Origin of the sequence: Wohlfahrtiimonas populi (assembly GCF_002006795.1) — a bacterium.
Taxonomy (GTDB): domain Bacteria; phylum Pseudomonadota; class Gammaproteobacteria; order Cardiobacteriales; family Wohlfahrtiimonadaceae; genus Wohlfahrtiimonas; species Wohlfahrtiimonas populi.
Genome location: NZ_MVDN01000006.1, coordinates 64,658 through 91,653, shown reverse-complemented (window position 1 = coordinate 91,653; position 26,996 = coordinate 64,658). Strand labels below are relative to the sequence as shown.

At 37.2% G+C, this 26,996-nt stretch carries 27 protein-coding genes and 3 pseudogenes; 14 read left to right on the top strand and 16 right to left on the bottom strand.

Annotation, left to right across the window (positions count from 1 at the left end):
- Position 1 precedes the first annotated feature (1 nt).
- Together yedE and BZK16_RS14885 are read right to left on the bottom strand one after the other, a co-directional pair.
- Positions 2-1,105, bottom strand: a pseudogene (gene yedE, locus BZK16_RS08375) (selenium metabolism membrane protein YedE/FdhT); the annotation flags it as partial.
- A 211-nt stretch (positions 1,106-1,316) separates the two neighbouring features.
- Positions 1,317-1,481: pseudogene (locus tag BZK16_RS14885) on the bottom strand (selenium metabolism membrane protein YedE/FdhT); the annotation flags it as partial.
- Between the two features lie 315 nt (positions 1,482-1,796).
- Here BZK16_RS14885 and BZK16_RS08365 point away from each other — a divergent pair.
- Positions 1,797-3,182 carry an alanine/glycine:cation symporter family protein gene (locus tag BZK16_RS08365; RefSeq protein WP_077928442.1) on the top strand — a complete coding sequence of 462 codons (1,386 nt, stop codon included), beginning with the start codon at positions 1,797-1,799 and terminating at the stop codon, positions 3,180-3,182.
- Positions 3,183-3,186: 4 nt separating this feature from the next.
- Complete coding sequence (locus BZK16_RS08360) at positions 3,187-3,495, top strand: hypothetical protein (RefSeq protein ID WP_077928441.1); 309 nt, start codon at positions 3,187-3,189, stop codon at positions 3,493-3,495.
- A 67-nt stretch (positions 3,496-3,562) separates the two neighbouring features.
- Here BZK16_RS08360 and BZK16_RS08355 read toward each other — a convergent pair whose 3' ends face one another.
- Entirely contained in the window at positions 3,563-4,072 is a 510-nt protein-coding gene (locus tag BZK16_RS08355) for a MarR family winged helix-turn-helix transcriptional regulator (RefSeq protein ID WP_158076836.1), read from the bottom strand.
- Between the two features lie 68 nt (positions 4,073-4,140).
- Here BZK16_RS08355 and BZK16_RS08350 point away from each other — a divergent pair, with 68 nt between their 5' ends.
- The gene (locus tag BZK16_RS08350; protein WP_077928439.1) at positions 4,141-5,001 is read left to right on the top strand and encodes an EamA family transporter; all 861 of its coding nucleotides are present in this window, start codon (positions 4,141-4,143) and stop codon (positions 4,999-5,001) included.
- A 55-nt stretch (positions 5,002-5,056) separates the two neighbouring features.
- Here the strand turns inward: BZK16_RS08350 and metG (BZK16_RS08345) are convergent, their stop codons facing one another.
- The 4 genes and pseudogenes from metG (BZK16_RS08345) to ispD form a co-directional block, all read right to left on the bottom strand.
- Complete coding sequence (gene metG / locus BZK16_RS08345) at positions 5,057-5,908, bottom strand: methionine--tRNA ligase subunit beta (RefSeq protein WP_233145241.1); 852 nt, start codon at positions 5,906-5,908, stop codon at positions 5,057-5,059.
- A gap of 44 nt (positions 5,909-5,952) precedes the next feature.
- Positions 5,953-7,335 (bottom strand): annotated as a pseudogene (gene metG / locus BZK16_RS08340) (methionine--tRNA ligase); the annotation flags it as partial.
- Positions 7,336-7,406: 71 nt separating this feature from the next.
- Positions 7,407-7,886 (bottom strand): 2-C-methyl-D-erythritol 2,4-cyclodiphosphate synthase, encoded by a 480-nt coding sequence (gene ispF / locus BZK16_RS08335; RefSeq protein ID WP_077928438.1) that lies wholly within the window; start codon positions 7,884-7,886, stop codon positions 7,407-7,409.
- Complete coding sequence (gene ispD, locus BZK16_RS08330) at positions 7,877-8,581, bottom strand: 2-C-methyl-D-erythritol 4-phosphate cytidylyltransferase (RefSeq protein WP_077928514.1); 705 nt, start codon at positions 8,579-8,581, stop codon at positions 7,877-7,879. Before ispD ends, ispF begins: the two co-directional genes overlap by 10 nt.
- Positions 8,582-8,732: 151 nt before the next feature.
- On the opposite strand from ispD, the gene BZK16_RS08325 reads away from it, so the two are divergent.
- From BZK16_RS08325 to BZK16_RS08305, 5 genes are all read left to right on the top strand, one after another.
- Positions 8,733-9,170 (top strand): universal stress protein, encoded by a 438-nt coding sequence (locus BZK16_RS08325; protein ID WP_077928437.1) that lies wholly within the window; start codon positions 8,733-8,735, stop codon positions 9,168-9,170.
- 103 nt (positions 9,171-9,273) lie between these two features.
- Positions 9,274-9,717 carry a MarR family winged helix-turn-helix transcriptional regulator gene (locus BZK16_RS08320; RefSeq protein WP_077928436.1) on the top strand — a complete coding sequence of 148 codons (444 nt, stop codon included), beginning with the start codon at positions 9,274-9,276 and terminating at the stop codon, positions 9,715-9,717.
- Positions 9,718-9,743: 26 nt separating this feature from the next.
- Positions 9,744-10,937, top strand: coding sequence for an efflux RND transporter periplasmic adaptor subunit (locus BZK16_RS08315; RefSeq protein ID WP_077928435.1), 1,194 nt, complete (start codon positions 9,744-9,746; stop codon positions 10,935-10,937).
- A gap of 25 nt (positions 10,938-10,962) precedes the next feature.
- A complete protein-coding gene (locus BZK16_RS08310) occupies positions 10,963-14,163 on the top strand; it encodes an efflux RND transporter permease subunit (RefSeq protein WP_077928434.1) in 3,201 nt (1,066 codons plus the stop codon).
- Positions 14,164-14,310: 147 nt separating this feature from the next.
- Positions 14,311-15,567 carry a DUF805 domain-containing protein gene (locus tag BZK16_RS08305; RefSeq protein WP_077928433.1) on the top strand — a complete coding sequence of 419 codons (1,257 nt, stop codon included), beginning with the start codon at positions 14,311-14,313 and terminating at the stop codon, positions 15,565-15,567.
- 88 nt (positions 15,568-15,655) lie between these two features.
- Here BZK16_RS08305 and BZK16_RS08300 read toward each other — a convergent pair whose 3' ends face one another.
- On the bottom strand, positions 15,656-16,081 hold the full coding sequence (locus BZK16_RS08300) for a hypothetical protein (RefSeq protein WP_077928432.1): 426 nt from the start codon (positions 16,079-16,081) through the stop codon (positions 15,656-15,658).
- 100 nt (positions 16,082-16,181) lie between these two features.
- Between BZK16_RS08300 and BZK16_RS08295 the strand changes: the two genes are divergently transcribed.
- Positions 16,182-16,967, top strand: a complete 786-nt coding sequence (locus BZK16_RS08295) for a DUF805 domain-containing protein (RefSeq protein WP_077928431.1) — start codon at positions 16,182-16,184, stop codon at positions 16,965-16,967.
- Positions 16,968-17,037: 70 nt separating this feature from the next.
- Here BZK16_RS08295 and BZK16_RS08290 read toward each other — a convergent pair whose 3' ends face one another.
- Together BZK16_RS08290 and cysS are read right to left on the bottom strand one after the other, a co-directional pair.
- Positions 17,038-17,313 (bottom strand): DUF493 domain-containing protein, encoded by a 276-nt coding sequence (locus BZK16_RS08290; RefSeq protein WP_077928430.1) that lies wholly within the window; start codon positions 17,311-17,313, stop codon positions 17,038-17,040.
- An 18-nt stretch (positions 17,314-17,331) separates the two neighbouring features.
- On the bottom strand, positions 17,332-18,708 hold the full coding sequence (cysS, locus tag BZK16_RS08285) for a cysteine--tRNA ligase (protein ID WP_077928429.1): 1,377 nt from the start codon (positions 18,706-18,708) through the stop codon (positions 17,332-17,334).
- A gap of 148 nt (positions 18,709-18,856) precedes the next feature.
- Between cysS and BZK16_RS08280 the strand changes: the two genes are divergently transcribed.
- Positions 18,857-20,473 carry a DUF2813 domain-containing protein gene (locus BZK16_RS08280; protein ID WP_077928428.1) on the top strand — a complete coding sequence of 539 codons (1,617 nt, stop codon included), beginning with the start codon at positions 18,857-18,859 and terminating at the stop codon, positions 20,471-20,473.
- A gap of 287 nt (positions 20,474-20,760) precedes the next feature.
- Entirely contained in the window at positions 20,761-21,336 is a 576-nt protein-coding gene (locus tag BZK16_RS08275; RefSeq protein WP_077928427.1) for a peroxiredoxin, read from the top strand.
- 98 nt (positions 21,337-21,434) lie between these two features.
- Here BZK16_RS08275 and BZK16_RS08270 read toward each other — a convergent pair whose 3' ends face one another.
- Genes BZK16_RS08270 through BZK16_RS08245 form a run of 6 tightly spaced genes read right to left on the bottom strand, consistent with a single transcriptional unit; the run spans position 21,435 to position 25,118 of the window.
- Positions 21,435-22,367: a tyrosine recombinase XerC gene (locus tag BZK16_RS08270; protein WP_077928426.1), complete on the bottom strand. Its 933-nt coding sequence runs from the start codon at positions 22,365-22,367 to the stop codon at positions 21,435-21,437.
- Positions 22,360-22,728, bottom strand: a complete 369-nt coding sequence (locus BZK16_RS08265; protein WP_077928425.1) for an RNA-binding S4 domain-containing protein — start codon at positions 22,726-22,728, stop codon at positions 22,360-22,362. The genes BZK16_RS08270 and BZK16_RS08265 overlap by 8 nt, the downstream gene beginning before the upstream one ends.
- Positions 22,715-23,035 carry a cell division topological specificity factor MinE gene (gene minE, locus BZK16_RS08260; protein WP_077928424.1) on the bottom strand — a complete coding sequence of 107 codons (321 nt, stop codon included), beginning with the start codon at positions 23,033-23,035 and terminating at the stop codon, positions 22,715-22,717. The genes BZK16_RS08265 and minE overlap by 14 nt, the downstream gene beginning before the upstream one ends.
- Positions 23,036-23,037: 2 nt before the next feature.
- On the bottom strand, positions 23,038-23,847 hold the full coding sequence (gene minD, locus BZK16_RS08255; protein WP_077928423.1) for a septum site-determining protein MinD: 810 nt from the start codon (positions 23,845-23,847) through the stop codon (positions 23,038-23,040).
- A gap of 22 nt (positions 23,848-23,869) precedes the next feature.
- The gene (gene minC, locus BZK16_RS08250) at positions 23,870-24,607 is read right to left on the bottom strand and encodes a septum site-determining protein MinC (protein ID WP_077928422.1); all 738 of its coding nucleotides are present in this window, start codon (positions 24,605-24,607) and stop codon (positions 23,870-23,872) included.
- A 25-nt stretch (positions 24,608-24,632) separates the two neighbouring features.
- A complete protein-coding gene (locus tag BZK16_RS08245) occupies positions 24,633-25,118 on the bottom strand; it encodes an FKBP-type peptidyl-prolyl cis-trans isomerase (RefSeq protein WP_077928421.1) in 486 nt (161 codons plus the stop codon).
- Positions 25,119-25,272: 154 nt separating this feature from the next.
- Between BZK16_RS08245 and rpiA the strand changes: the two genes are divergently transcribed.
- Genes rpiA through lptA form a run of 3 tightly spaced genes read left to right on the top strand, consistent with a single transcriptional unit; the run spans position 25,273 to position 26,994 of the window.
- Positions 25,273-25,932 (top strand): ribose-5-phosphate isomerase RpiA, encoded by a 660-nt coding sequence (rpiA, locus tag BZK16_RS08240; RefSeq protein ID WP_077928420.1) that lies wholly within the window; start codon positions 25,273-25,275, stop codon positions 25,930-25,932.
- A gap of 2 nt (positions 25,933-25,934) precedes the next feature.
- Positions 25,935-26,522: an LPS export ABC transporter periplasmic protein LptC gene (lptC, locus tag BZK16_RS08235; protein ID WP_233145240.1), complete on the top strand. Its 588-nt coding sequence runs from the start codon at positions 25,935-25,937 to the stop codon at positions 26,520-26,522.
- Complete coding sequence (gene lptA, locus BZK16_RS08230; protein ID WP_233145239.1) at positions 26,491-26,994, top strand: lipopolysaccharide transport periplasmic protein LptA; 504 nt, start codon at positions 26,491-26,493, stop codon at positions 26,992-26,994. The genes lptC and lptA overlap by 32 nt, the downstream gene beginning before the upstream one ends.
- Positions 26,995-26,996 lie beyond the last annotated feature (2 nt).

The window sequence follows — 26,996 nt, the reverse complement described above, 5'->3', positions numbered from 1 at the left end:
ATTATGAAATCACGTTAATTGGGCGTTGTACTGCTGTTTCAACTGCAGGTTGTTCTTTAGCTGCTTGGCGTTTTTTGAAGAAGCGATGTTCCCACCAGAGAACTAAAGCCAAACATGCCATCATCAATGCATAGTTGATGACTAAACCACCGTAAGGGCCAGCTTTTTGTAATAAGTTAATTTTCTCAAAGTCAGCCACTAAATAAGGTGTTAAGTCATCCCAGAAGTAAGCCAAAATCGTTGCACCTGCGATGTTGCCAATGCCAACCCACCAATAGTGAACTTGACCTTCTACAGCACGATACATCCAGCCTGTTTCACAGCCACCTGCCAATACAATACCGAAGCCGAATAATAATCCACCCAATAAAGCATTTGGACCAGCCCAATAGATTTTTGGATCAATACCAGATTCAATGAATGCAAATGTACCAATTGTGCTCACCAACATGCCAATGATGATTGCTTTTGCCATGTGTGTACGGCCAGTTACCCAAAGATCACGGAATGCAGAAGTAAAGCAGATTTGCGCACGCTCAATCAATAAACCAAATGCTGTACCAAACAATAATGCAATGCCGAACATAGGTTTGATGAATAGCAATACAATGCCGATGACAGCTAACAGCATAAAAATACTAGAACCTAGCATGAAGCGATTTTTCACTTGCGTTGGATTTTGTTTCAAAGGCGCTTGTGCAGAGACTTTTTTCAAATTCAATGGAATTCTAAAGATAGGATGCAAGGCAACTTTTGCACCTAAATATGAGCCAACCGCAGTTGTGATCGCAAAGAACCAAGCATGTAATGAAAACTGTGGAATCCCTGTGAAGAATGCAGCTAAGTTACAGCCCATTGCTAAACGTGCACCAAAGCCTGCAATTAAACCACCCACTAATGCTTGGAAAATACGGATTTTATGTGGTGAATTGCGATATTTAATGTTATTTGCCCATAAAGCAGAAGCAATACAGCCACCAAACATACCAATCAGTAATAGACCATCCGTACGATCTAATGGAGAGCCTTGAAAACCGATCATTTTGAAATATGTCCAATCACTTGGATCAACACCGACAATTTGTAGAGCATGTCCGCCCCAGCGNAAAGCCTGCAATTAAACCACCCACTAATGCTTGGAAAATACGGATTTTATGTGGTGAATTGCGATATTTAATGTTATTTGCCCATAAAGCAGAAGCAATACAGCCACCAAACATACCAATCAGTAATAGACCATCCGTACGATCTAATGGAGAGCCTTGAAAACCGATCATTTTGAAATATGTCCAATCACTTGGATCAACACCGACAATTTGTAGAGCATGTCCGCCCCAGCGTGTAAATTCGCCAGTTACAGCCCATAATGTGCCTGTAATACCAAAATAATAAGTCGCCAAAATACCTGCTGCAATCACTGCAGGCACAGGATTCCAAAACTTAATTAAGTATTGTTGTTTAAAAGTTTGCCATGGATTCATAGAGTTAACACGTTCCTTTTTTTGAAATAGACAAAAGAAGGGTGTTAAACTTCAATCAATGGACGATCAAACGCATAACACCCAAACTTATCTCTAAACTAGAGATTCTGTGAGTGCTTCACTGAGAGCGAAAGCGGTTGATGTTCATCATGTGTGATGTGGATCCTAAATTCTTAGAATTTTAATAATGATATTTGTACAGCATAGCGCATTTTACCGATATTTCATCTGGATTGTGTGAATTTTGTTTATTTTGTTTCTTACAAAATAGTTAAAAAAATATAAACTATATTTCTGTGTAATAAGGGAGGCAACATGCACTTTTTAGAAACGGTGGTGAGCACCGTTAATGGTATTTTGTGGAATCATATTTTGATATTTCTATTGGTTGGCGTAGGAATATTTTTTACAGTGCGTTTAGGTTTTATTCAGGTTCGAGGGTTTATCTCGGGGATGAAGATGTTTTTTTCTGGTGTTTCCCTAAAAGGGGAAAAAGCGGGGAAGAGCGGAATGAGTTCATTCCAAGCAGTAGCAACAGCGATCGCGGGGCAAGTGGGGACAGGTAACTTAGCAGGGCCAGCAACGGCAATTTTACTAGGTGGACCTGGTGCGATTTTCTGGATTTGGATTTCGTCATTTTTAGGCATGGCGACAATCTATGCAGAAGCAATTTTAGCGATTCATTTCAAAACTAAAGATAAAAATGGGCAAGTTGTGGGTGGTCCTGCATATTATATTGAGCAAGGCTTAGGCTTGAAGTGGTTGGCTGTGATTTTTGCGGTGTTGATTATCATTGCATTGGGCTTAATCGGCAACATGGTACAAAGTAACTCCATCGTTGAAGCTTTCAATAACTCGTTTGGTATTCCTGCAAGTGTGATGGGGTTAATCTTAGCTGTGATTACAGGTTTGGTGATCATGGGCGGAATTAAGAACATCGCAGCGGTTGTGGAAAAACTGATTCCATTGATGGCGCTGTTCTATTTATTGGGCGTTGTTGTGATTTTAGCGTTGAATTACCAATATTTGTGGGAAGCGATTCGCATTATTTTCATTGCAGCATTTGATCCAGAAGCTGTGTTAGGTGCAGGCGCAGGTATTGCGATTCAGCAAGCAGCACGTTTTGGTATTGCGCGTGGTTTATTCTCGAATGAAGCAGGTATGGGTTCGACGCCACATGCGCATGCAGTTGCGAAAGATACAGCACCAGAACAGCAAGCATTCCTCGCAATGATGGGCGTTTTCATCGTATGTACAATTGTGACTTTGACAGGTTTTGTGATCATTACATCAGCATTGAAAGATTGGGCAGCATTAGGTTTAACCTTACAAGATGGTAACTTCTTATCCATTTATAAAGTGAAGGGAATTGCTGTTACGCAACAAGCATATCAATCAGTATTTGGTGACTTTGGTGGATATTTTGTAAGTATTGCATTGTTGTGCTTTGCATTTTCGACCATCATTGGTTGGTATTACTATGCGGAAACGAATGTACGGTACCTATTTAATTCATCCTTAGCGATACGTATTTTCCAAGTTTTAGTGGTTTGCTTTATCTTTGTTGCAGCATTCTTTAAAGTGGATTTAGTTTGGGATATGGCAGATATGTTCAATGGTTTAATGGTGATCCCGAATATTATTGCTTTAATTTTATTATCTTCTATAGTGGTGAAAATAACTAAAAATATAAGGAAATAAGGTTATGAATATCAACAATATTACCTATATCATGAACAGTATTCAGGAATCTTTAGAAAAACTTGATGGCTATATGCAAGAGACTGAAGCTTTAGCAGCGCGAGAAGATTTGTCTGTAGAGGAAAAAGAAAAGCTTGATAATGAGATTTTTAGCAAAATGGAAAAAGAGTTGGCCATTGTTGATCAAAAAAATCTAGTATTAGCTTCAGCACAAAAAGCTTATGCTAAAAAACAAAAGCAAAAGTTGATATTAGGTTCAATTGGTTTTGTGTTGATAATTTGTTTGCTGATATATTTTATTGGTGTACGTTGATATTCGGTTGAGTATAAAAAAGAGATTCTTAGGAATCTCTTTTTTTTGTTGATGATTCAAAATATTTTTATTTTGGAGAAAAGGCTTTGAGTTTTTCTAGCCATTCACCTAAGCCATCTGTAACTTGCTGTCTAACTTCAGGGCTAATCAATTCATTCATCTGTTTTTCTAGCGCAACATGATCATAAATTAATTGATCTATCAGTTTTAGTCCTTCATCTGAGAGTTTAACTAATAAACTTCGAGCATCTTCAGGATTACAACAGCGGTTGATTAATCCTTTTTTCTCTAACTGTTGAAGGCGATTCGTCATTGTGCCAGATGAGATCATTAGTGATGAGAAAATCTGTGTTGGCGATAGCTCATAAGGTGAACCATTGCGACAAACTGTTGCCAATACATCAAACTCTCCACGATTAATGCCATAACTTTCATAGAGTGCATCTAGATGGTTAAACGCTTGAATGGAGCAATTGATTAATCGACCAATCATCAGCATTTCATCAGCCTCCAAATCTGGCTTTTGTACTTTCCATAAATTGAGTGCATGAACAATATGATCATTATTTTTTGGCATATATCTTGATCTCGAGATAAATTGATTTATATTATATCTTAACATCAAGATACTTTTAGAGGAAATTTATGTCTCGCTTAACCATTATTTTGTTAACAGCACTGACGCCCATTATGTGGGGGTCAACTTATATTGTAACCACTGAATTATTGCCTGCGAATCATCCTTTTCTAGCAGCACTTTTAAGGATTTTACCTGCAGGATTGATTTTAATTGCATGGACAAGAGTATTTCCTAAAGGCAAAGACTGGCTAAAAATAGCGATATTAGGCATTTTGAATGTTGGCTTTTTCCAAGCTATGTTATTCGTTGCAGCTTACCGTTTACCAGGTGGATTGGCTGCGATTTTAGGTGCAATTCAGCCATTGATTGTAATGTTGTTAATGTCTGGCATTGCTAAAGTGGTATTGCCAAGAGCAGCTTGGATCGCTGGAATTTCAGGGCTTATTGGCATGATCATTATGTTGTATTCACCAAATATGAAAGCTGATATGGTTGGTGTAACTGCAGCATTAGCAGGTGCTTTATCAATGGCATGTGGAACATTCTTTAGCCGTTATTGGAAAGTTGATTTGCCACTATTTGCATTCACAGGCTGGCAATTAGTATTTGCGGGGCTATTCATTTTGCCTATATTTTTAACGATGGAAAGTTGGCCAACAATGACCATAAAAAATATTTTAGGCTATAGCTATCTCTGTTTATTTGGTGCTTTATTAGCATATATATTGTGGTTCCAAGGGATTAAGCAATTATCACCAGCAATTGTTTCAACATTAGGTTTGTTGAGCCCTGTTGCTGCATTTTTCTTAGGCTGGGTTTTCCTAGGACAAAAACTATCATTCATTTCGATGATTGGTTTTGTGGTGATCTTGGGCTCAATTTTTGTAGTACAGAGATCTTTAGGAAAGCCAGTTAAAAGTAAATAGTGGAATGCGAGACAATAAAAAAGCGCCTTTGGCGCTTTTTTAGTTCAGATACTCATTAACTAATCTTTGCCCCAGGCTTCAATTCACTCAATGTTGTGAGTAATGCCAAATCACCATCTAATGATGCAGATAAAATCATACCTTCACTCACACCAAAGCGCATTTTACGCGGTGCTAGGTTAGCAACAACGATAACATATTTTCCGATCAATAATTGTTGCTCACCATAAGCTGAGCGAATGCCAGAGAAAATGTTGCGTGGCTTTTCTTCACCTAAGTCTACTGTGAATGCTAGTAATTTGTCAGAGCCTTCAACAAAATCACAATGCAACACTTTACCTAAACGTAAATCAACTTTTGCAAAATCATCAATATTGATGAAGCCTTCTTCTGCAACTAATACTTCTTTTTTCTTGCTAGATTTTTCTGCTTTCTCAGTTTTCTCTACTTTTTTCACTGGTTCAGCTGCTTGTAAACTTGCTTTATTACGCTCAACTAATTGTTCCAGTTGTTTCAACTCAATACGTTTCATCAAATGCTCATAAGTATTGATGGTTGCATTTTCTAAGCTCTTTTCTGTTGCAGAAAAATCACTTAAATCACGATTTAAGTATTCACCGATGTTCTTGATAGTTTCAGGTAATACGGGGAATAAGTAGATGCTCAATAATCTGAATGCTTCTAAATAGCTTGTACATAAAGATTGTAAGCGAGCATGTTGTGCTTCATCTTTTGCCAATTCCCAAGGTTTCGTTGTATCAAAGCTTTCATTCACTAAATCACAACCACGCGCAATTTCACGCATTGCTGCTGCAAAGTTACGATCTTCATAATGCTCTAAAATCGTTGATTTCATGCCACGGATTGTATTTAATAATTCTGATGTTTCTTCTGCAAATGTGCTCAATTGATTATTGAAGTTGCTGGAAACAAACTTACTTGTACGTGATGCGATATTGNCGCAATTTCACGCATTGCTGCTGCAAAGTTACGATCTTCATAATGCTCTAAAATCGTTGATTTCATGCCACGGATTGTATTTAATAATTCTGATGTTTCTTCTGCAAATGTGCTCAATTGATTATTGAAGTTGCTGGAAACAAACTTACTTGTACGTGATGCGATATTGATGAATTTACCCACTAAATCAGCATTTACGCGGTTCACTAAATCTTCCATGTTTAAATCTAGGTCATCAATTGCACCAGATGATTTTGCTGCAAAGTAGTAACGCAACCATTCAGGATTCAATTTTTCATCTAAATATGAGCGTGCAGTGATGAATGTACCACGTGATTTACTCATTTTTGCGCCATTCACTGTGATAAAACCGTTCACAGCATATTGCGTTGGTAAACGATAACCTGAGAAGTTCAACATTGCAGGCCAGAATAATGTATGGAAATACATGATGTCTTTACCAATGAAGTGAACCATTTCTGTGCCAGCCTTTTCAGCCGCTTCACGTTCCGTATATTCAGTAAAGTTATATTGAGGATTTTTATCAATGTAGTTTGCCAATGATGCTAAGTAACCAACTGGTGCATCCAACCAAACGTAGAAATATTTGTTAGGTTCATTTGGAATTGGGAAACCAAAGTAAGGTGCATCACGAGAAATATCCCAATCAGATAACTTGTTTTCTTCTTCAGTCCCTAGCCATTCTTTCATTTTGTTCGCAGCTTCAGGCTGTAAACGATCGCTGTTTGCTAGGAATTCACGGAGGAATTTTACGCAACGCTCATCAGATAATTTGAAGAAGAAATGTTCAGAGCCTTTCATTACTGGTTTATTGCCAGAAACTGCTGAGAAAGGATTGATTAATTCTGTTGGCTGATAAACGCCACCACAAACTTCGCAGTTATCGCCATATTGATCTTTCGCATGGCATTTTGGGCATTCGCCTTTGATGAAACGATCAGGCAAGAACATTGCTTTTTCTTCATCAAAGAATTGTTGAATTTCACGTGTTTCAATTAAACCTGCTGCTTTTAATTTCAAATAAATGTCAGAAACTAATTTGCGATTCTCTTCACTATCAGTTGTGTGATAGTTATCAAATTTGATGTGGAAATCTTCGAAATCCTGCAAATGTTCTTTTTGTGCTTTATTGATCAATTCTTTAGGTGTAATACCTAATTTTTCAGCGCGAATCATAATTGGAGCGCCATGAGCGTCATCCGCACAGATAAAATGCACTTCTGAGCGACACATTCGATGGAAACGCGCCCAGATATCACCTTGGATATAACCCAATAAATGGCCTAAATGGATATCGCCATTGGCATAGGGAAGTGCATTGGTAATAAATAACTTACGTTTCTCAATCGACATATTGTTTTGCTCTCAGTTTGAAAAATAAAACGAATTAAATAGTGTACCATTCTATAAGGTGAATATTAACCTTATTCTTGGATTGGCTTTAAAAGGACGATGGCTTGTGCTGTGATGCCTTCTTCACGGCCAACAAAGCCCAATTTTTCCATTGTAGTTGCTTTGACATTCACATCATCTTCATGAATATTCAGTGCTTTTGCGATATTTAATGCCATTTTTTCTTTATGTGGCATTAACTTAGGACGTTCTGCCATCACTGTGATATCAATATTGCCAATGGTATAACCTTTGGCTTGCACTTTTTCATAAGCTTTCTGCAATAGAATAACACTGTCTGCATTCTTATAAGCAGGATCAGTATCAGGAAATAGCATACCGATATCACCACATTTTGCCGCACCTAAAATGGCGTCTGTTAAAGCATGCAACACAACATCGCCGTCTGAATGAGCTAAAAATGATTTGGTATATGGGATTTTCTCGCCTGCCAAAATGACATAATCACCTTCTTTAAAGGTATGAACATCAAAGCCGATGCCTATTCGCATAGTTTTCTCTCTTCTAATAAAAAGCGCATTAAGCGTAAATCTGTGGGATGAGTAATTTTAAAATTGTGTGGATAACCTTGATAAATATAAGGTTTGTAACCTAATGCTTCGATTGCAGAAGCTTCATCTGTAATGGCTAGGTTTTTTGTTAAAGCTTCTTCATAAGCTTGATACAAATATTGATAACGGAACATTTGTGGCGTTTGTGCTAGATAAATAGTTTCACGGTCAATAGTTTGTGTGATTTGCCCATGTGCAACTTGTTTCACAGTATCTACAGCAGGCATTGCCATGATCCCGCCAATAGAATCTTCTTCATACATCACTTCTGTGATGAATAATTCTAGCTCTTCATGAGTTAATCCTGGGCGAGCTGCGTCGTGCACAATGATCCAATCATCAGGCTTGGCAATATTTGATAATGCTTTTAAACCCAAGAATACGGTATCACTACGCGTTTCGCCTGCTGAATAAGTTATGAGTTGATCTTTTGGGATATTCAGTATAGGGAAATAAGCATCATTTTCTGAAATACCCAATGTGCCACTGTGAATATTTTCCAAAGATTGAACTAAGTTCAAGGTGCTTTCTAAAACTGTTTGATCATCCAGTAATTTCAAATATTGCTTAGGGCGATCAGCCTGCATTCGGGAGCCAACGCCACCTGCGGGAATGATGAAAAAGATATTTGCCATGCCATTCATTTAAAATAAAAACTCTATTTTATCCCATTCATCTATAGAATGTTATGATAATCCAAGTCATATTGTTCGATAAATTATTACGGTATACTATCAATTATATTATTATGTAGTTGAAGTACCCATCAACCATAGAGGATAGACTATGAGTAATGAATATAAACATGTATTAGTGGCGATTGATCATTCTGATGATTCAGAAAAAATTGTGAAACAAGCTATTGTCGTTGCGCAACGTAACCATGCAAAAATTACATTGTTACATGTTTTAGAGGATATCAATATTGCGTTAGGCTATGAGCTAATGCCAATCATTTCTGAACAAACAGATACTGAAATTGTGAGTGAAGCAAAACGTAATGCTCGCGCATTGGCGGATCGTTTAGGTATTCCAGATGCTGATACACATGTAGTTTCTGCATTCTCTACTAAAGAAGGAATCATCAAGACGGCTGAATCACTACAAGTTGAATTAGTTGTTGTGGGCGCACATACAAGACAAGGTTTGGCGCTTCTTTTAGGTTCAACTTCTGGTTCAATCATCAATGATTCACCTTGTGATATTTTGGTAGTTAAAGTCTGATTTAATCAGTAATAGCTGTAAATTATAGCGATTAATGTTTGACAACAAGGTTGTCAAACATTAACATGTCCATCTTATTTTAAAATATTGCAAATGATGAATGATGGAAAAACGCTTCGAAATAGTTCATGATTTTTATACAAAATTCTTTACAACTAAAACAAATCTCATGAAAACAAGTCAGAAAAAAATTGAGCCAATTGGTATCAATTTTTCTTCGTGGCAGTTAGTGATGCATCTTTCCGTATACTTTGAAGATAATAATAGAGGCATGACAACCTCAGAATTAGCAGAAGATTTAATTATTTCAAGACAAGCAGTTTTAAAACAAATGAAATGTTTACTTGAAGAAGGATTAGTCACTGTTCAGGAAAATGAAACAGATAAAAGATCACCCTATTATTGCATTTCTGACAAAGGTGAAGAGTTATGCAGATATGTGGTGGAAGAAATTTATGGCGAATGGATGTTGGAAAGCGTGAAGAATTTCAGTAATTCTGAAATTCAAGCAGCAACTAAAATTCTTGCGCATTTAACGAAGTTTTAATATTGAGTCTATTGAGATTAAAAATTATGAAGAGAAAAATTTTTTCTAAAAATAAATGGTTATTGGTTGTAGCGTCTACTTTAGCGCTCTCTGGTTGCTTTGAAGGTGATAAACCAGCCGCAGGCGGAGAAGTTCCACCTGTAACTGTTGTTACGATGACAACAAAAGCGGAAGATGTGTTGATTAAAGCAGAATTACCAGGCAGAACAAAAGCATCGAAAATTGCTGAAGTGCGCCCACAAGTTGGTGGCATCATCTTAGAGCGTAATTTTGAAGAAGGTTCATACGTTGAAGAAGGCATAACACTTTATCAAATCGATCCTGCAACTTATGATGCAGCATTGCAACAAGCTGAAGCAAGTTTGTCGCGTGCAGAAGCAAATCAATTTGCGGCTGCTGAAAAAGCAAAACGTATCAATGCATTGGCATCTTCAAAAGCAGTAAGTAAGCAAGATGTGGATGATGCGAACTCATTATTAATTCAAGCAAATGCACAAGTGATGGCAGCGAAAGCAGAAGTGAATAATGCAGAAATCAGTTTGCGTTATACAAAAATGCTAGCGCCAATCAGCGGACAAATTGGTCGCTCTAACTATACACAAGGTGCATTAGTTGCAGCGGGCCAGCCAACAGAAATGGCAGTGATTCAGCAGAATGACCCAATGCGTGTGGATATTACATATTCAGCAAAAGATTTCTCTAATATGCAACAAAAATTCCGTAATGGAACTTTAGTAAACCCTGTGCCTGGTGCAATTGATGATAATAACTTTACAGTGAGTTTAGTACTGGATGACGGTTCTATCTACCATGAAACAGGTAAAGTTAAATTCTCTGATCGCACAGTTGATCCAACAACAGGTTCTATTTTGATTCAAGCAGAATTCCCTAATAAAGAGCAAATCATTTTGCCAGGGATGTTTGTGAGAGCAATCGTAGAGCAAGGCATTCAAAAAGATACGATTCAAATTCCACAAAAAGCTATTTTCCGTGATCCTAAAGGTCAAGCATTCGTGATTATTGCTAATAAAGATAACTTTGCAGAAGTTCGCCCTGTAGGCATTGAGCAATCTAACGGTAATAACTGGTTGATTTCAAGTGGTTTACAAGCAGGTGATCGTGTTGTTGTGGAAGGCATTCAACAAGTTCAAAGTATGCTCCGCAGAGTAGAAAAAGTTCCTTTAAAAGTTTCTACACCAGAAGCACAAACTAAAGGTTAATTAGGGTATTTAAAAGGAAAATATAATGGCTCGCTTTTTTATTGATCGACCTATTTTTGCGTGGGTAATAGCGATCTTAACGATGTTCTTAGGAACATTATCGTTACAATCGTTGCCTGTATCGCAATATCCAGAGATCGCACCGCCTCAAGTTTCTATTTCTGGTGTTTATCCTGGTGCAAACGCAACCACTATTGAAAACAGTGTGACGCAGGTAATTGAACAAAACTTGTCAGGTTTGGATGGCTTTAGATACATGTCTTCGTCTAGTACGAGTCAGGGCAGCTTCCAAATTACTTTGACATTCAATCAGGGTATTGATCCTGATATGGCTCAAGTTCAGGTGCAGAATAAGATTCAAACAGCATTATCAACTTTGCCTGAAGATGTACAAAGACAAGGTATTACAGTAGAAAAATCATCTGGCTCATTCTTTATGGTTGTGAGCTTTTACTCAACAGATGGCAAATACAGCAATGCTGATATTGGTGACTTTGTTAACACTAATATTAAAGATACTATTAGCCGTATTCAAGGTTTGGGTAGTATTCAGTTCTTCGGTTCTGGTTATGCAATGCGTGTATGGTTGGATCCGTATTTATTGAATAAATACAGCATGACTCCGATGGATGTTATGGGTGCAATCAAAGAGCAAAATACGCAGGTTGCATTTGGCCAAATGGGTGCAATGCCAACAACAAGTGGTCAGCAAATTAACTTTACGATCACAGCACAAACCCAGTTAGAAACAGTAGAGCAGTTTGAAAATATTCAATTGCGTGTGAATGAAGATGGTAGTCAGGTTCGCTTGGCAGACGTCGCACGTATTGAATTAACTGCAGAATCATCAGCATTTGAAGCTAAATATAACAATATGTCATCTTCGGCATTGGGTTTAAGTTTGGCATCTGGTGCAAATGCTTTGGATACAGCAAATACTGTTAAAGCAACATTAGAAGAATTATCTGTATTGTTACCAGAAGGTGTTGCAATTGCATATCCTTATGACACAACACCATTCGTTGAAATCTCCATTAAAAACGTTGTTAAAACGTTAGTGGAAGCGATCATCTTAGTATTCTTGGTAATGTATTTGTTCTTACGTAACTTGAGAGCAACGATCATTCCAACATTGGCAATTCCAGTAGTATTGTTGGGTACTTTTGCAATCTTGGATATGTTTGGGTTTACACTGAATACATTGACGCTGTTTGCGATGGTATTGGCAATCGGGCTTCTGGTGGATGATGCGATCGTTGTGGTAGAGAACGTTGAGCGAATTATGGAGGAAGAACACCTTTCTCCATTAGAAGCAACGCGTAAATCTATGGATCAAATCACAGGTGCATTGGTTGGTATTGCAGTTGTATTATCAGCAGTATTTGTACCCATGGCTTTCTTGGGTGGTGCATCGGGCGTTATCTATCGTCAGTTCTCAATCACGATTATCACAGCAATGACTTTGTCAGTAGTGTGTGCAATTGTGTTTACTTCTGCATTGTGTGCGACGATGTTGCAACCACATTCAGAACGTACAGAACCAAAAGGCTTAGCAAGAATTTTTGTACCAGTATTGAAATTGATCGATTGGCCAATTACTAAGTTTAACAACTGGTTTGATCGTGTGAATAAGCGTTATGAAAGTGGTGCTCATCATGCTGTAACAAAGAAAAAACGTTACTTAGCAGGCTTTGCAGTGATTTTAGTATTGATTTACCTCGGCTTCCAACGTTTGCCAGCAAGCTTCTTGCCTGATGAAGATCAGGGGATCATGATTGGTATGACAATTGGCCCAGATGGTACATCATTGAATATTACGACAGATATCTTAGAGCAGATTACTACTCATGTATTGGAAGAAGAGAAAGACTCTATCGAAGCAATCATGTCTGTATCTGGCTTTAGCTTCAGTGGTCGTGGCGGTCAACATGGCGTATTCTTCTTGAAATTGAAAGATTGGAGTTTACGTAAATCACCATCGCAATCTATTGGTGCGATTCAGCAACGTTTGACTGAATATGTACAAACAATTCCAGGTACGCAAGGCTTCGTATTTGCTCCACCTGCAATCATTGAATTAGGTACAGCAACGGGTGTTTCGTTTACATTGCAAAATATGACTGGTTTGCCACATGAGCAGTTCATGGGTGAAGTGATGAAGTTCATTGGGTTGGCAGCAACAAAATCAGAAACAATGAATATCGCAACATTGCGCCCTGGTGGTCAATTTGATGGTCCACAGTTGTATGTAGACATTGACCAAGAGAAGGCACGTGCATTACAGATCACTGTTGGTGATATCAATAACTCATTAGCAATTGCTTGGGGTAGCTTATATGTGAATGACTTCGTTGATCGTGGTCGTATCAAAAAAGTTCTATTGCAAGGTGATGCTGAATTTAGAATGCAACCAGAAGACTTTGATAAATGGTATGTGCGTAACAAAGTTGGCAAAATGGTTCCATTCAGCGCGTTTGCAAAAACAGAATGGACTTATGGCCCAGCACAGTTGAACCGTTTTGATGGCTATTCATCATTCCCATTATCAATTGAAGCAAAACCTGGTTTCAGTACGGGTGAAGTAATGAATGAAATTGAATCGATGACTAAGCAATTCTTGGATGGCGTGCAAGTTAAATGGACAGATACATCCTATGAAGAGCGTGAAGCAGGTAATATGCAAATGTATCTCTACATGGTTTCTGTATTCGTTATCTTCTTGAGCTTGGCGGCATTGTATGAATCATGGTCTATTCCATTCGCTGTAATCTTCACATTGCCAGTGGGTGTTATTGGTGCAGTAACAGCAGCCAATGGCTTTGGTTTAGAAAATGACGTTTACTTCCAAGTTGGTCTATTAACAGTGCTTGGTTTAACATCGAAGAACGCGATCTTGATCATTGAGTTTGCGAAAGACTTATTGTTACAAGGTAAGAATATTATCGAAGCAACAGTTGAAGCTGCTCACTTACGTTTACGTCCAATCATCATGACATCATTAGCATTTGGTTTTGGTGTATTGCCAATGGCGTTGAGTAGTGGTGCAGGTTCTGGTGCACAAACTGTAGTTGGTGTAACAGTTATCGGTGGTATGATTGGTGGTACATTGCTTGTTCTTTTCTATGCACCAATTTTCTTCACAATGATTGGTAAAGGTTTTGAGAAGAAAGAGCATGAACTAGGCGAAAAAGAGAAAGCTGAAGGAAAAACAGTAGAAGGTGTGTAAACACTGATTGCTAGTAGATTTTCAGTTAAATGATAAAAACCACCTTCGGGTGGTTTTTTGTTTGTTTGCGATAAATCAATGTTATAAAAAGCATTTCATGTATATTATTGAGTTACATATAAGAACAATAAGCATGCGAGTGATGACATGAATGAAAAATACAATGTAATTTTTGAAGGGAAAATCCTACCTGAGCAAGGCATTGATGTGGTGAAGGGCAGAGTGTTGAAACATTTAAAAGTTCCTGCTTCACAATTGGATGCATTTTTCTCAGGCAAACCCATTCATTTAAAGAAAGATGTGTCATTGAATGAAGCATTGGAGTTGCGTACCAAATTAGAGCAACTAGGCATCATAGTAACGGTTTCTGCTGCATCTATGTTATCGCTTTCTATTTTTCAAGATGAAGAGAAGAAAGAAGCCAAAAAAGTAGAATCTCCTATTAAAAAAATTGTCGCACCACAAATGTTTGTATCGAATCAAGATGCTGACCATAGGCGAGATGAATTTCAAGGAGATTATGATTACGATGATTATGAACCGTTGGCGCCAATTCCTCCCATATTTGGATTTGATATAGAAGGGCGCTTTGGGCGCTTAAGTTTTCTGAATGCTCAATTAGCTTTGGTATTATCCGTTCTTCCGCTGGGTATTCTATATTTTGTATTAATCTTTCTCTTGAATACAGGGATATTATCTCTATTGACGATGATTGTTACTGTTGTCGTTTATGTCATTTTCTCTTATCGAATTGTAATTTTGAGATTGCATGATGTGAATTTAAGTGGGTGGTTTGTTTTAACTTATTCACTTGGCAGAATTCCTGTCGTTGGTCCATTCATAGAATTCTTTTTTACGTTATTTTTAGTTTTTGCCCCTGGTACAAAAGGTGAAAATAATTATGGTGCACGACCAGAACAAGGTTCCAAAATTGGCCTCATTGGCTTTGCGATCCTCATTCCTTTATTGATTGGTGCAGGCTCCTATATGGAGTATCAAGAACGACTCAAATTAGATAAAGTTGCAACAAGCTTGAAATCAGTAGAGGGCTTGCAAAACAGCATTCAAGATTATTATGTTGAGCATAAAAAAATGCCAACAATTATCAATAATGTCTCAGGTTGGCAGGAAGTTTTGAAAACATCACCAGTGATTCAAAAGCTTGATCTCACTGAAGAAGGCATGATAGAGATTATTTATAATGATCAAGTGGAGCAAGATGCGAAGCTTAAAATTGCACTGTATGTCAATGAAGGTTTAATGACGTGGCGTTGTTATGACACAACACTATCTTATGAATTAATACCATTGCAGTGTTTATCTGATATTGAGAGTTATTATGAAAGTGATTATGGAATGGATGATAGTGAATTTGAAAATGCTTCAGATTTGTTGAGTTGGTAATCAATCGTTATCAAATAATCATCTACTTTCTCGCCGCTGTAGGTGAGAAGGTAGATGATTGAAATGACATTTAATAATGTTGGTGGATTTAGTAAGGACCCCACGCAAATGGGCCTGTTCCCCAGCCAAATGGCTCATTGAAGAACATACCATTTTCCCAGTTGAGTGCATTCGCTTCATCCCAAGCTTGCATTTTTGCAATCTCTAATTGATTCTGTTCTTGGTAAGTTTTCCATGCCATGTTGTAACATGCTTTGAAAGTTGGATTATTGAGTCGTTTTGTATAATTCTTTTCAAATGCTTTCTTCTGTGCAGGCGCTAATTGATTAGCTGTTGGCATTTGTGCCATTAATTTTGCAGCAGTTGGATCACATTGTTGTGCAAGGCTGATTTGTGTTTCTAGTAATTTTTGAGCACGTTCTTTAGATTGTGCGGCTTTTTGTTCTGGTGTTAATGCACATGCTGCTAATAAACTAACGGAAAGAAAAACTGCTGAGATTTTTAAAATATTCATTCAAAGCTTCCTTACAGGGTTGGATATATTCAGTATAGTACTAATATTAATTTTAAATCAATGTAATATTATTTTAGATAAGAGGAATTAATAAATTTATATGTCTGAAAAATATAATTTAATTTTTAATGGTAATATCTTGCCTGGTTTTGATGAGAATGAAGTCAAAGAGAAAGTTGCAAAGATTTTGAATATTCCTGTCAGCCAGCGTGAAGCATTTTTTTCAGGGCGAAGCATTACGTTGAAAGAAAATTTATCTTTGGATGCCGCTTTAAAATTAAAGTCACAATTAGAAAATTTAGGTTTAATGATTTCGATGTTATCCAGCACCATGGCTGACATGTATCGATCATTGGAACAAGTACAGACAGAAAAAGCAGAGCAGAGAAGAGTAGAAATAGAAGAAATCGAAGCTTCTCATACTAATTCAAAAGATACATATGATGACGAAGAATTTGATGAATTGGGTGAAGAAGACCGAAAAGAAAAGCAACCTGCTAAAATTTGGGGCTGGGATTTGCATGGCCGTTTAGGGCGATTGAGTTACTTTAATGGGCAAATTTTTTGGTTTGTGGGTTTTGTATTGTTGGCCTTTTTCTTATTGGCAGGCGATAGTTATAAAACAGTGATGGTGCAAACTTCTTTATTATCACTCTTATATTCGCTATGTACATTTAGATTAGCGATTCTACGCTTTCATGATTTGAATTTAAGTGGTTGGTACTGCATCTTATTATTCATCCCAATTTTGAGATTTTTTACGTACTTATATCTACTATTTGGGCCAGGTACAGATCGAGCAAATGATTATGGAGAAGAACCTGATCAAGGTAGCTTGATCGGTTTAGTTCTATTAGTGGGTTTGATTGCGCTAATGTTTAGGTAAATTCATTACCGCATAAAAAAGCCTCTGATATTCAACATATCAGAGGCTTTTTAAAATCATTATGTTGTTTTTATAGCGCCCAAAGTACGCGTTCTTCAGCTTTCAATAAAGCATAAACTTTATCAATGTCTTCTTGAGTTTCTACCCATACATCAATGGATAGAGATAAATATTTATCGGATTTACTCATCAAACGCTTAATTTTAGAACCGTCAATTTTAGGATCAACTTGCTTTAAAATTTCAACGATATCATTTTCAAATTCATCAGTATTTAAACCTGTAATTTTGAATAGAAAATGCGTTGGAAAATCTACTAATGGTTCTTTAGTTTCTGGATTAATCATAGTGTTAACTCCTTAAATTTAATTTGTTTCTCTGCGCCATGTTGTTTTGCCTTGCTTATCTTCCAAGACAACATTGCGAGCTTTTAATTCATCACGAATACGATCAGATTCAGCCCAATCTTTGTTAGCACGCGCTTCGTTGCGTTTGACAATCAATGCTTCGATGATTTCTGAATCATCATCAGATTGATTTGGTGCACTTTTTAAGAACTGATCAGGATTTGCATCCAAAATACCTAAAACATTACCCAAAGTTTTTAATACTACGTAATCTTTGGGATCATGATTTTTATTGTATAAGTTTGCAGCTTCAAACAATAAATCAATTGCTTGTGGCGTATTGAAATCATCATCCATTACTTCTGCAAAACGTACAGCAATCGGGTGATTTGCATCAAACTCTGGCAATGATTCAGGTACATAATTCAATGCTGTGTATAAACGGCGTAAACCATTCCATGCTTGGTTCAATAAATCATCTGAATAGTTCACATGTGTACGATAATGGCTGTTCAACATGAAGAAACGAATCACTTCAGCAGGGAAGTATTTCAACACATCACGAATCGTGAAGAAGTTGCCCAATGATTTACTCATTTTTTCATTGTTGATGTTGATGAAACCATTGTGCATCCAATAGTTTGCCATTGGGTGATCATGATAGCCTTCAGATTGTGCAATTTCACATTCATGATGTGGGAATTTCAGATCCATACCGCCGCCATGAATATCAAAATGGCTGCCCAATGCTTCTTTACTCATGACTGAACATTCAATATGCCAACCAGGGCGACCGTTGCCCCAAGGTGATTCCCAGAATGGTTCGTTAGGTTTAGCACGTTTCCATAATACGAAATCTAAAGGATCTTCTTTTTTCGATTCCACTTCAACGCGTTCACCAGAGCGTAATTCATCAATATTTTGGTTGGATAATTTTCCGTAATCTTTAAAGCGGCGCACACGATAGTAAACGTCGCCATCAGGCACAGCATAAGCTAGATCTTTTTCAATCAATCCGTTGATCAATTCAATCATGCCAGTAACAGCTTCCGTTGCTTTGGGCTCTGTATCTGGTGCTAATACATTCAATGCATCACAATCTTCATGCATTGCTTGAATAAACTCATTGGTTAATTCTTGAATTGTGATGCCACGTTCATTAGCACGTGCAATAATTTTGTCATCAATGTCCGTAATGTTGCGCACGAAATGTACATCGAAACCTTTATGCATCAAATAACGACGAATCATATCGAATGAGATCAACGAACGTGCATGGCCGATATGACAGTAATCATAAACTGTCATTCCACATACATACATGCGAATTTTGTTAGGCTCAATGGGGACAAAGTTTTCGTGTTTTCTCGTTAGACTATTAAAAATCGTGAGCATAAAATGATTCCGATGAAATAAAAAAGTACTGTATAGCTTAACATGATGGGGACATTTATGATTGATTCAAGAGAATAACACTTGGAAAAAAATCAGATTAATATATCCTTTAGGGCAGTGGCTTTAAAACAATAATTAAAGGAGACAAATGTTACTCCATTCAGTAGAAATTCAGGGCTTTAAGGGAATTAAAGACCTATATATGAATTTTAATAGTGATATCAGTGTATTGATTGGTGAAAATAGCTGGGGATCATCTAGCTTGCTTGCTGCATTGGCTGTTATCACTAAAGAGAATTTCTTATATGATTGCCAAGATCATGATTTTTATCATGATGAAGATTGCTCAGAAGAGTGCTTAACTTTACGATTTACTTATATTGAGAATCCATTGGTTACAGAAGAATCGTTGCAAGTCTATCCTGAACTTGCTGATGTTAGCTATTTCTCTCCTCAATTAAGAAAAAATGTTGTTTGCTATCAAGTGACAGCTAATCGAGTTGAAGGAAAAATCACGACATATCATCATTTTATTGATGACAATGAAGAGATCATTGAAACAGATAATTTTCCTATACGTTTGCGTCGATTATTAGATATAAGTCCATTGATTATTTTTCGCAGTAATCGCCGTTATGAGCCGATTCTCAAAAATGAAGATCAGCGTGTTAAGGCATTTTACGATTTATTGGCTCAGCAGTTATCAAAAGATAATGACAGTTTGACTGAACGAGAACTGAAGCAAGGCTTGTATGCTGCAACGTTATTATTAACTTATTATCTTGTGAATAATAAACAGGATGAAGAGCACATTAAAAAGCCAACATTAGAAGATTGGCAAGTATTAGATAAAATTAATGATCTTTTAGACCAAATGGATAATGCAACTGCGCGTAATGTGATGATGAAATTCTTCTCTAGCATTATTTTTTATCGAATGGGTTACTCTTTGCCAGAGAATGCATTGCCAATTCTATGTTTGAAAAACTTTGGTAATACTCATCCAATTGTAACTTCTGTCGGCATGAGATTATTGAATAATATTCCTGTGCAGAAGATTTTAACGAGTAATACAAGCGATTTAATACCAATGCTGGCATTGCCTAACGTAATTCGTATTTCACGCTCTGAATCTGAAATTGTTGCAAATCAAGTCATGCCCAAAGAGTTGAGTGCAAGCACTAATCGCAAAGTGTTATTTCATATTTTTCATCGCCGTCCTGTTGCGCTGTTTGCACGTTGTTGGTTTTTGGTGGAAGGTGAAACAGAGATTTGGCTATTGCGTGAATTGGCAGAAATCTGTGGGCATAATTTAAATGCAGAAGGAATTGCATTGGTTGAATTTGCTCAATGTGGTGTTTTGCCTTTGATTGAATATGCAGAAGCGATGGGGATTGAATGGTATGTAATGTCAGATGGTGATGCAGCAGGGCGCCATTATGCTAAAACTGTTCGTTCACATTGTCGTGATAAAGAGACTTATTATCGACATATGACACAATTGCCTTCTCGAGATATTGAGAACTTCTTATTTCAAAAAGGTTTCAGTTCTGTTTATAAAGAAATTGCTTATGGTTCTTCTGAATTTGTGAATGTACCTGTGCATGAGATCATTCAAAAGGCGATTCAAAAGAGTTCTAAGCCGGATTTAGCATTGGCTGTATGTGATTATGCAAGGGTTCGCGGTGCACGTGCAATTCCGAATTTATTGCAGAAAACATTTAAGAAAGTTATCGAATTATCGAAAGGATCAATGTCTAATTAGCTTATTTGTACTATGGTGAAATTGTTTTAAAATTGACTAGTTTCTTACGTACCCTTCCCTAAGGGAAGGGTACTATTGAGTTTGTTTTAAATCATGATTACTATACAATTACAGTGATATCGTTTCAGTTTTGGTGACGCAGAGTTGAAATGTGGGACAGTAGATTAAAATCTTAAATAGGACATGTTTAGTATTTTAATAGGCAATTCCCTTGTATATGTCGGTTTAAATATATACTATGTTTCCGTCAATTATTTTTCGTTCAATTAACTTAAAGGAGTATTAACATGGATGTTGATTTTACTTTTGGTAACTCAAAAACTGTTGGTGACCGTTTAGACGCTTTCGAAGTAACAGGTGTTAAACCAGGTTTCAATCATCACGAAGAAAACGGCGTATCTGCGTTCGAAACAATCAATGAAAAATCTTTCCCAGGTAAATGGAAAGTTATCTATTTCTATCCAAAAGATTTCACATTTGTTTGCCCTACAGAAATCGTAGCGTTTGACAAATTAGCTGGTGAATTCGCTGATCGTGACGCTGTATTAATGGGCGGTAGCGTAGATAACGAATTCTGTAAATTGGCTTGGAGACGTGATCACAAAGATTTAGACAAATTGGGTCATTACTCATTTGCTGACGTTAAAGGTGAATTGATCGACATGTTAGGTGTTCGTGATCAAGAAGCTGGCGTTGCATTGCGTGCGACATTCATCGTAGATCCAGACAACATCATTCAACACGTTTCTGTAAACGGTTTGAACGTTGGTCGTAACCCTAATGAAGTTTTACGTATCTTGGATGCGTTACAAACTGATGAATTATGCCCATGTAACCGTGCAGTAGGCGGCGAAACTTTATAATTTGAGTTTCCTAAAAGCATGATGAAAACCACGCGAAAGCGTGGTTTTTTGTGCCATAAAATTAGATGAAGAGCTAGTAGCTTAAATTAATCATAAAGTTATTTTTTAGGTTTTTTCTTAGCGCGAGGATGTGCTGAGTCGAATACTTTAGATAAATGCCCAAAGTCTAAATGTGTATAAACTTGAGTTGTGGATATATCCGCGTGACCTAGCAGTTCTTGCACAGAGCGAATGTCTTGGCTAGATTCTAAAACATGGGTTGCCATTGAATGACGAAACATGTGTGGATTGATTTTTAAGCCTTTGCCGAGTTTGCTAGCAATATGTTTAACGCGATTGCTGATTTGTCGGCTTGTGAGGCGATTACCTTGCTGTGTGATGAATAAAGCGTTGTCTTGCTTCATCCATTGATCACGAATCGTCAACCACTTTTGTAATGCTTCTTTGGCTTTATTGCCGAGCGGTACAATACGATCTTTACCGCCTTTACCATCCATCACACGAATTTCATTAGCAGAAAGTGAGATGTGTTTAATATCCAATGCTGTCAGTTCTGATAAACGCACACCAGAGCTATAAAACAGCTCACAAATGGCTAGATCACGAATCTCTAATGGATTGTCAGGATCTGGCGTTTGATCCAATAGTTCTTGAATTGTATCTACAGCAATCACTTTGGGTAATGCTTGTTGTACTTTTGGTGTTTTCACTAAGCGAGCAGGATTTGATGTAATGATCTCTTTAGATTCTAAGAAATCAAAAAATACTCGAATACTAGCTAAGTGAGTTTTTAAACTTGTGAGTGATAATGGTTTGCTGAATGTTGCATGTTGTTTATCGCCTTTGTGGCGATAAATAATATATTTCTGTAAACATGCTTGATCACAGTTATTCCACGATTGAATATTATGATCCAAGAGATATTCATATAACTGTCGTAAGGTTAATGACTTAATTTCAACGCTTCTTGGGCGATAGCGTTGTGCAAATTGATCTAAGAACTGATCAATAGGAATGAATAAGTTACTCATAACCTTTACGCAAATCTCTTAAACGTTGGCGATCTTTTTTATCAGGTGCTTTATCAGGCTTTGGATTGTGCACGAGTTTTTTCATTTCTCGATCTTCCATACGCTTTGCTAGGCTTTCTTCTGTTTCATGATAGAGCAGAACTGCAACTTTAGCAGGGCCACGAATTTCACTTAAATCATCGACGATGACTGTAAAAGTTTCGCCAGCTTTTTGAATGATTAGAGTATCTTCAATTTTAATTGTGCGGGCAGGTTTGGCTCTGTCACCATTGACTTCCACTTGATTCTTTTCTATGGCTTCGACAGCCAAGCGGCGAGTTTTATAAAATCTCGCCGCCCATAACCATTTATCGAGTCTCATTGTTTGTATCTGCTGTGTCAGCAGTTTCTTCTGTTGCATCAGAGTCTTCGTTCTCTAAGAGAACAATGTTGAGCTCTAAAACATCACAACCATCTTCTTTATCCATCGCAACTTTGATTTGATCACTGTCGATTGGCATATATTTACGCACAACTTCTAGGATATCTCTTTGCAATGCTTGTAAAAAGTCAGGTTGTTGAGAAGGTGAGTTTTGACCTCTTTCGTGGGCAACAATGATCTGCAAACGCTCTTTAGCGATTGAAGCTGTCGAACTCTTCTTTCTTCTTTTAAATAGCGCGCTAAACATAATTAACCTCCAAAGAGTTTTTGGAAGAAGCCTTTTTTCTCTGCTTCAATGAAACGATGTGGCTTATCTTCACCTAAGAAGCGAGAGATAATGTCCTCGTATGCTTGGCCAGCATCAGCCTCTTCATCCAAAATTACAGGAACACCCGCATTCGAGCTTTGTAATACAGCTTCTGATTCAGGTACAACGCCTAATAAAGGAATGCCTAAAATTTCTAAAACGTCAGTCACTGATAACATATCGCCTGATGCAGCACGTTCAGGGCTATAACGGTTCAAAATCAAATGTTGTTTAATCTCTTCGCCTTTCTCAGCTTTGGCTGTTTTGCTCGCAAGAATACCTAGAATACGATCTGAATCTCGTACAGATGATACTTCTGGGTTAGTTGTTACAATTGCATCATCTGCAAAGTACATTGCTAACTGAGCACCTTTTTCAATACCCGCAGGTGAATCGCAAATGATGTATTTAAAACCCATGTCTTTTAAGCCAGCGATCACTTTTTCAACACCTTCTACAGAAAGTGCATCTTTATCACGTGTTTGTGATGCAGGTAAAATAAATAGGTTTTCTAAACGTTTATCTTTAATCAAAGATTGTTGGAGTGTTGCTTCGTTATTCACAACATTAACAAAATCATAAACCACACGACGTTCACAACCCATAATGAGATCTAGATTACGCAAACCCACATCAAAGTCGATCACAGCTGTTTTATTGCCACGTTTTGCTAAACCAGCGGCAATGCTAGCACTTGTCGTGGTTTTACCAACACCACCTTTGCCTGAAGTTACAACTATTACTCGTGCCACATTTTACTCCTAGTTCTTATGTTTAAAATTCTTTGGTAAATTGTTCAATTTTTAAATCATCATTCTCAAGATAGATCTGTACAGCTTTACCGCGCCACTCATCTGCAATGGATTCTAATACTTTATATTTTCCTGCAATAGAGACGAGCTCTGCTTCCAATGATTGGCAAAAGATTCTGGCAGAAGTATCACCTTTCACGCCAGCCAATGCTCTACCACGTAAAGCGCCATATATATGGATATTACCATCTGCTAAAACTTCTGCACCAGTATTTACTGTATTGATGATAATCAAATCTCCACCAGGATGATACACCTGTTGGCCTGAGCGAATATGATTTGTGACAAGTTTAACAGCAGTTATCTCTTCTTGTGGTGCTGTAACTTTTTCCACTTCTTTTTTCGGTTCAATTTCTACTTTTTCTGCTTTTGGCTTGTCATAGCGAGGTTGAATGTTTGGGAAAATGCCCCAATCGCTTTGTGTTGCTTTGTTCAATAAGTTCTTAGGAATATTGTGCAATGCAACAGGAATGATGCCTTGATTGATTAAAAGGTTTTTGAGCCAATTAAAATCTAAATGTAATGCATCTTCTGGCAATTGGCTTAAGTCAACGATCACAGGTAGTTGTTTGAAGAAATCAGGAGACTCAGCAATTTTTGTGTTGAGAGTTTCTTCGAACTCTTTGAGATCATTCGTTTGTAAATGAAGAACGGTCAATGTGAAAAGACCGCCCTTTAATTGAAAACAAGGTTTAGACATGAAGAATAAATCCTAATTATTTTTATTAGTGATCGTGGCCGCCTGCGTGTACGTGACCATGATCTAATTCTTGTGCAGTTGCGTCACGAACTTCTTTAATTTCTACATCAAAGTTCAAAGTTTTGCCTGCTAAGAAATGGTTTGCATCCAAAGTGATGTCATCACCTTCTACGCTTAAAATTACGAAATGACGTTGATGACCATTTTCTTCAGCTGCGATCATGCCGCCCACTTGAATATCATCTGAATCTTTGAAATGTTGGCTTTTGCTGATTGTGAATACGTTTTCTTCGCTACGAACACCGTAACCATCTTCTGGTGCTACGCTGAAAGCAACTTGTTGACCTGCTGTTGCGCCTTCCAATGCTTTTTCAAAGCCAGGAATCATCATGCCAACACCTTGAATGTATGTTAATGCTTGCTCTTGACCTTTATTGCTGTCAATCACGTTGCCTGCATCATCTGTTAATGTGTAGAAAACAGATACAACTTTGTTAGGTGCAATGCTCATTATTAAATCCTTTCAGTTTTTGGTTCATAAGCCTCACACTATACAGGAAACTCAAGTTAACCACTAGAGACGAACCTTGTTTTTCTTATAAATAAACTCCCTTTTAGCCTTAAAAACACCTATAATGTGCCTAGTTTTTAGTTAGGGGAACAAAATGAGTCAAAAAACTTTAAAGCAGTTAGCGGCAGAAAAAGCTTTAACGTATATCAAAAAAGGTGAGCTATTGGGTGTTGGTACAGGATCAACAGTTGATTGCTTGATTGCATTATTACCAGATGTTCGTCATTTGATTGATGTTGTGGTATCAAGTTCAGAGCGTTCAACAGAACAACTCATCCAATTGGGTTTTGAAGTCGTTCCTTTAACAGATGTTGAAAAATTAACGTTGTACATTGATGGTGCGGATGAAATCAACGCACAGTTGCACATGATCAAAGGCGGTGGTGCTGCTTTGACGCGTGAGAAAATCGTTGCAGCACATGCCGATCAATTCATTTGTATCGCAGATCAATCTAAATATGTTGAAACTTTAGGTAAATTTCCATTACCAGTAGAAGTGATTCCAATGGCTGTTGGTCATGTTCAACGTGAATTGAATAAATTGGGTGAAGCGCGTATTCGTCCAAATGTGATCACAGATAATGGCAATTCAATCATTGATGTATTTGGTTTAAATATTACAGATCCATTGGCATTGGAAACTCACATTAATCAAATCGTTGGTGTTGTGACAAATGGTATTTTTGCACATCGTCCAGCAGATTTATTGGTGTTAGCAACTGATAATGGTATCGAAACAATTAAGGCACAATAAACGTGTTTTCTAAGCAACTTTTACAGAACTTATTTTTCATTATTGTGATCGGTATATTGGGCTATGTTTCCATGAATTTATATCGTGAAAACAATACTGAAGAAGTGCAAAAATCACCTTATCCTTTATTTGTTGTGAAGGATTATGATTTAGTGCGCTTCAATGAAAATGGGCAAAAGATTTATGAAATTGAAGGGCCTGAAATGCGTCATTTTGATGATGAACGTGGCTCAACATTAGATGATCCATTTTTGACGCATTTTACATTGGAAGATCAACGAGATTGGACTGCACGAAGTGATATTGCTTTAGTGAATGAAGATCAATCCTTGATCACGATGAATGATAATGTTGTGTTAACTAAGTTCGATAAAAAAGATGCGAAGACAACAATTTTAAATACATCACAATTATTTGTGCATGATAAAGGTGAAAAAGTGACCAACGATGTGTGGACAAAAATTCGCACATATCCAAATAATACAATTGAAGGTATTGGTTTGGATGGTTATCCTAAAATTGGTCAATTTAACTTATTAAAGGATGTGAAGAGCTATTATGAAACCATCAAAGATGAAAGTAACCCTTAGTTCGCTATTTGTGATGGCACTATTTTCTGTGGCTCATGCTTTGCCTGAAGATAGCAGTTTGCCGATACAAATCACAGCAGATACAGGTGGATATGATCAGCAGATCAATGAAGGATTTTATGATAGCAATGTTGTGATGGTGCAAGGTACATTGGAAATCCAAGCGGATCATGCAAAATTCACAATGGTCAATGATGAATTAGATAAAGTCATTGCGAACGGTAAATTAATTAAAATTAAATACTTGCCAGAGAAAGATAAACCTTGGGTATTTGGCGAAGGTGAAATTTTAGAATATTTCCCTAAGAAAAATTTATTAGTATTAAAGAAAAATGCCAAATTAACGCAAGATACAGATATTGTTGAAGCCAATGTGATTGAATACGATACTTTGAATAAAAAAGTCAAAGCATTGAGTGGCAATAATAAATCTGATCGTGTGTTTTTCGAAATTAAGCCGAAAGGGAAATAACC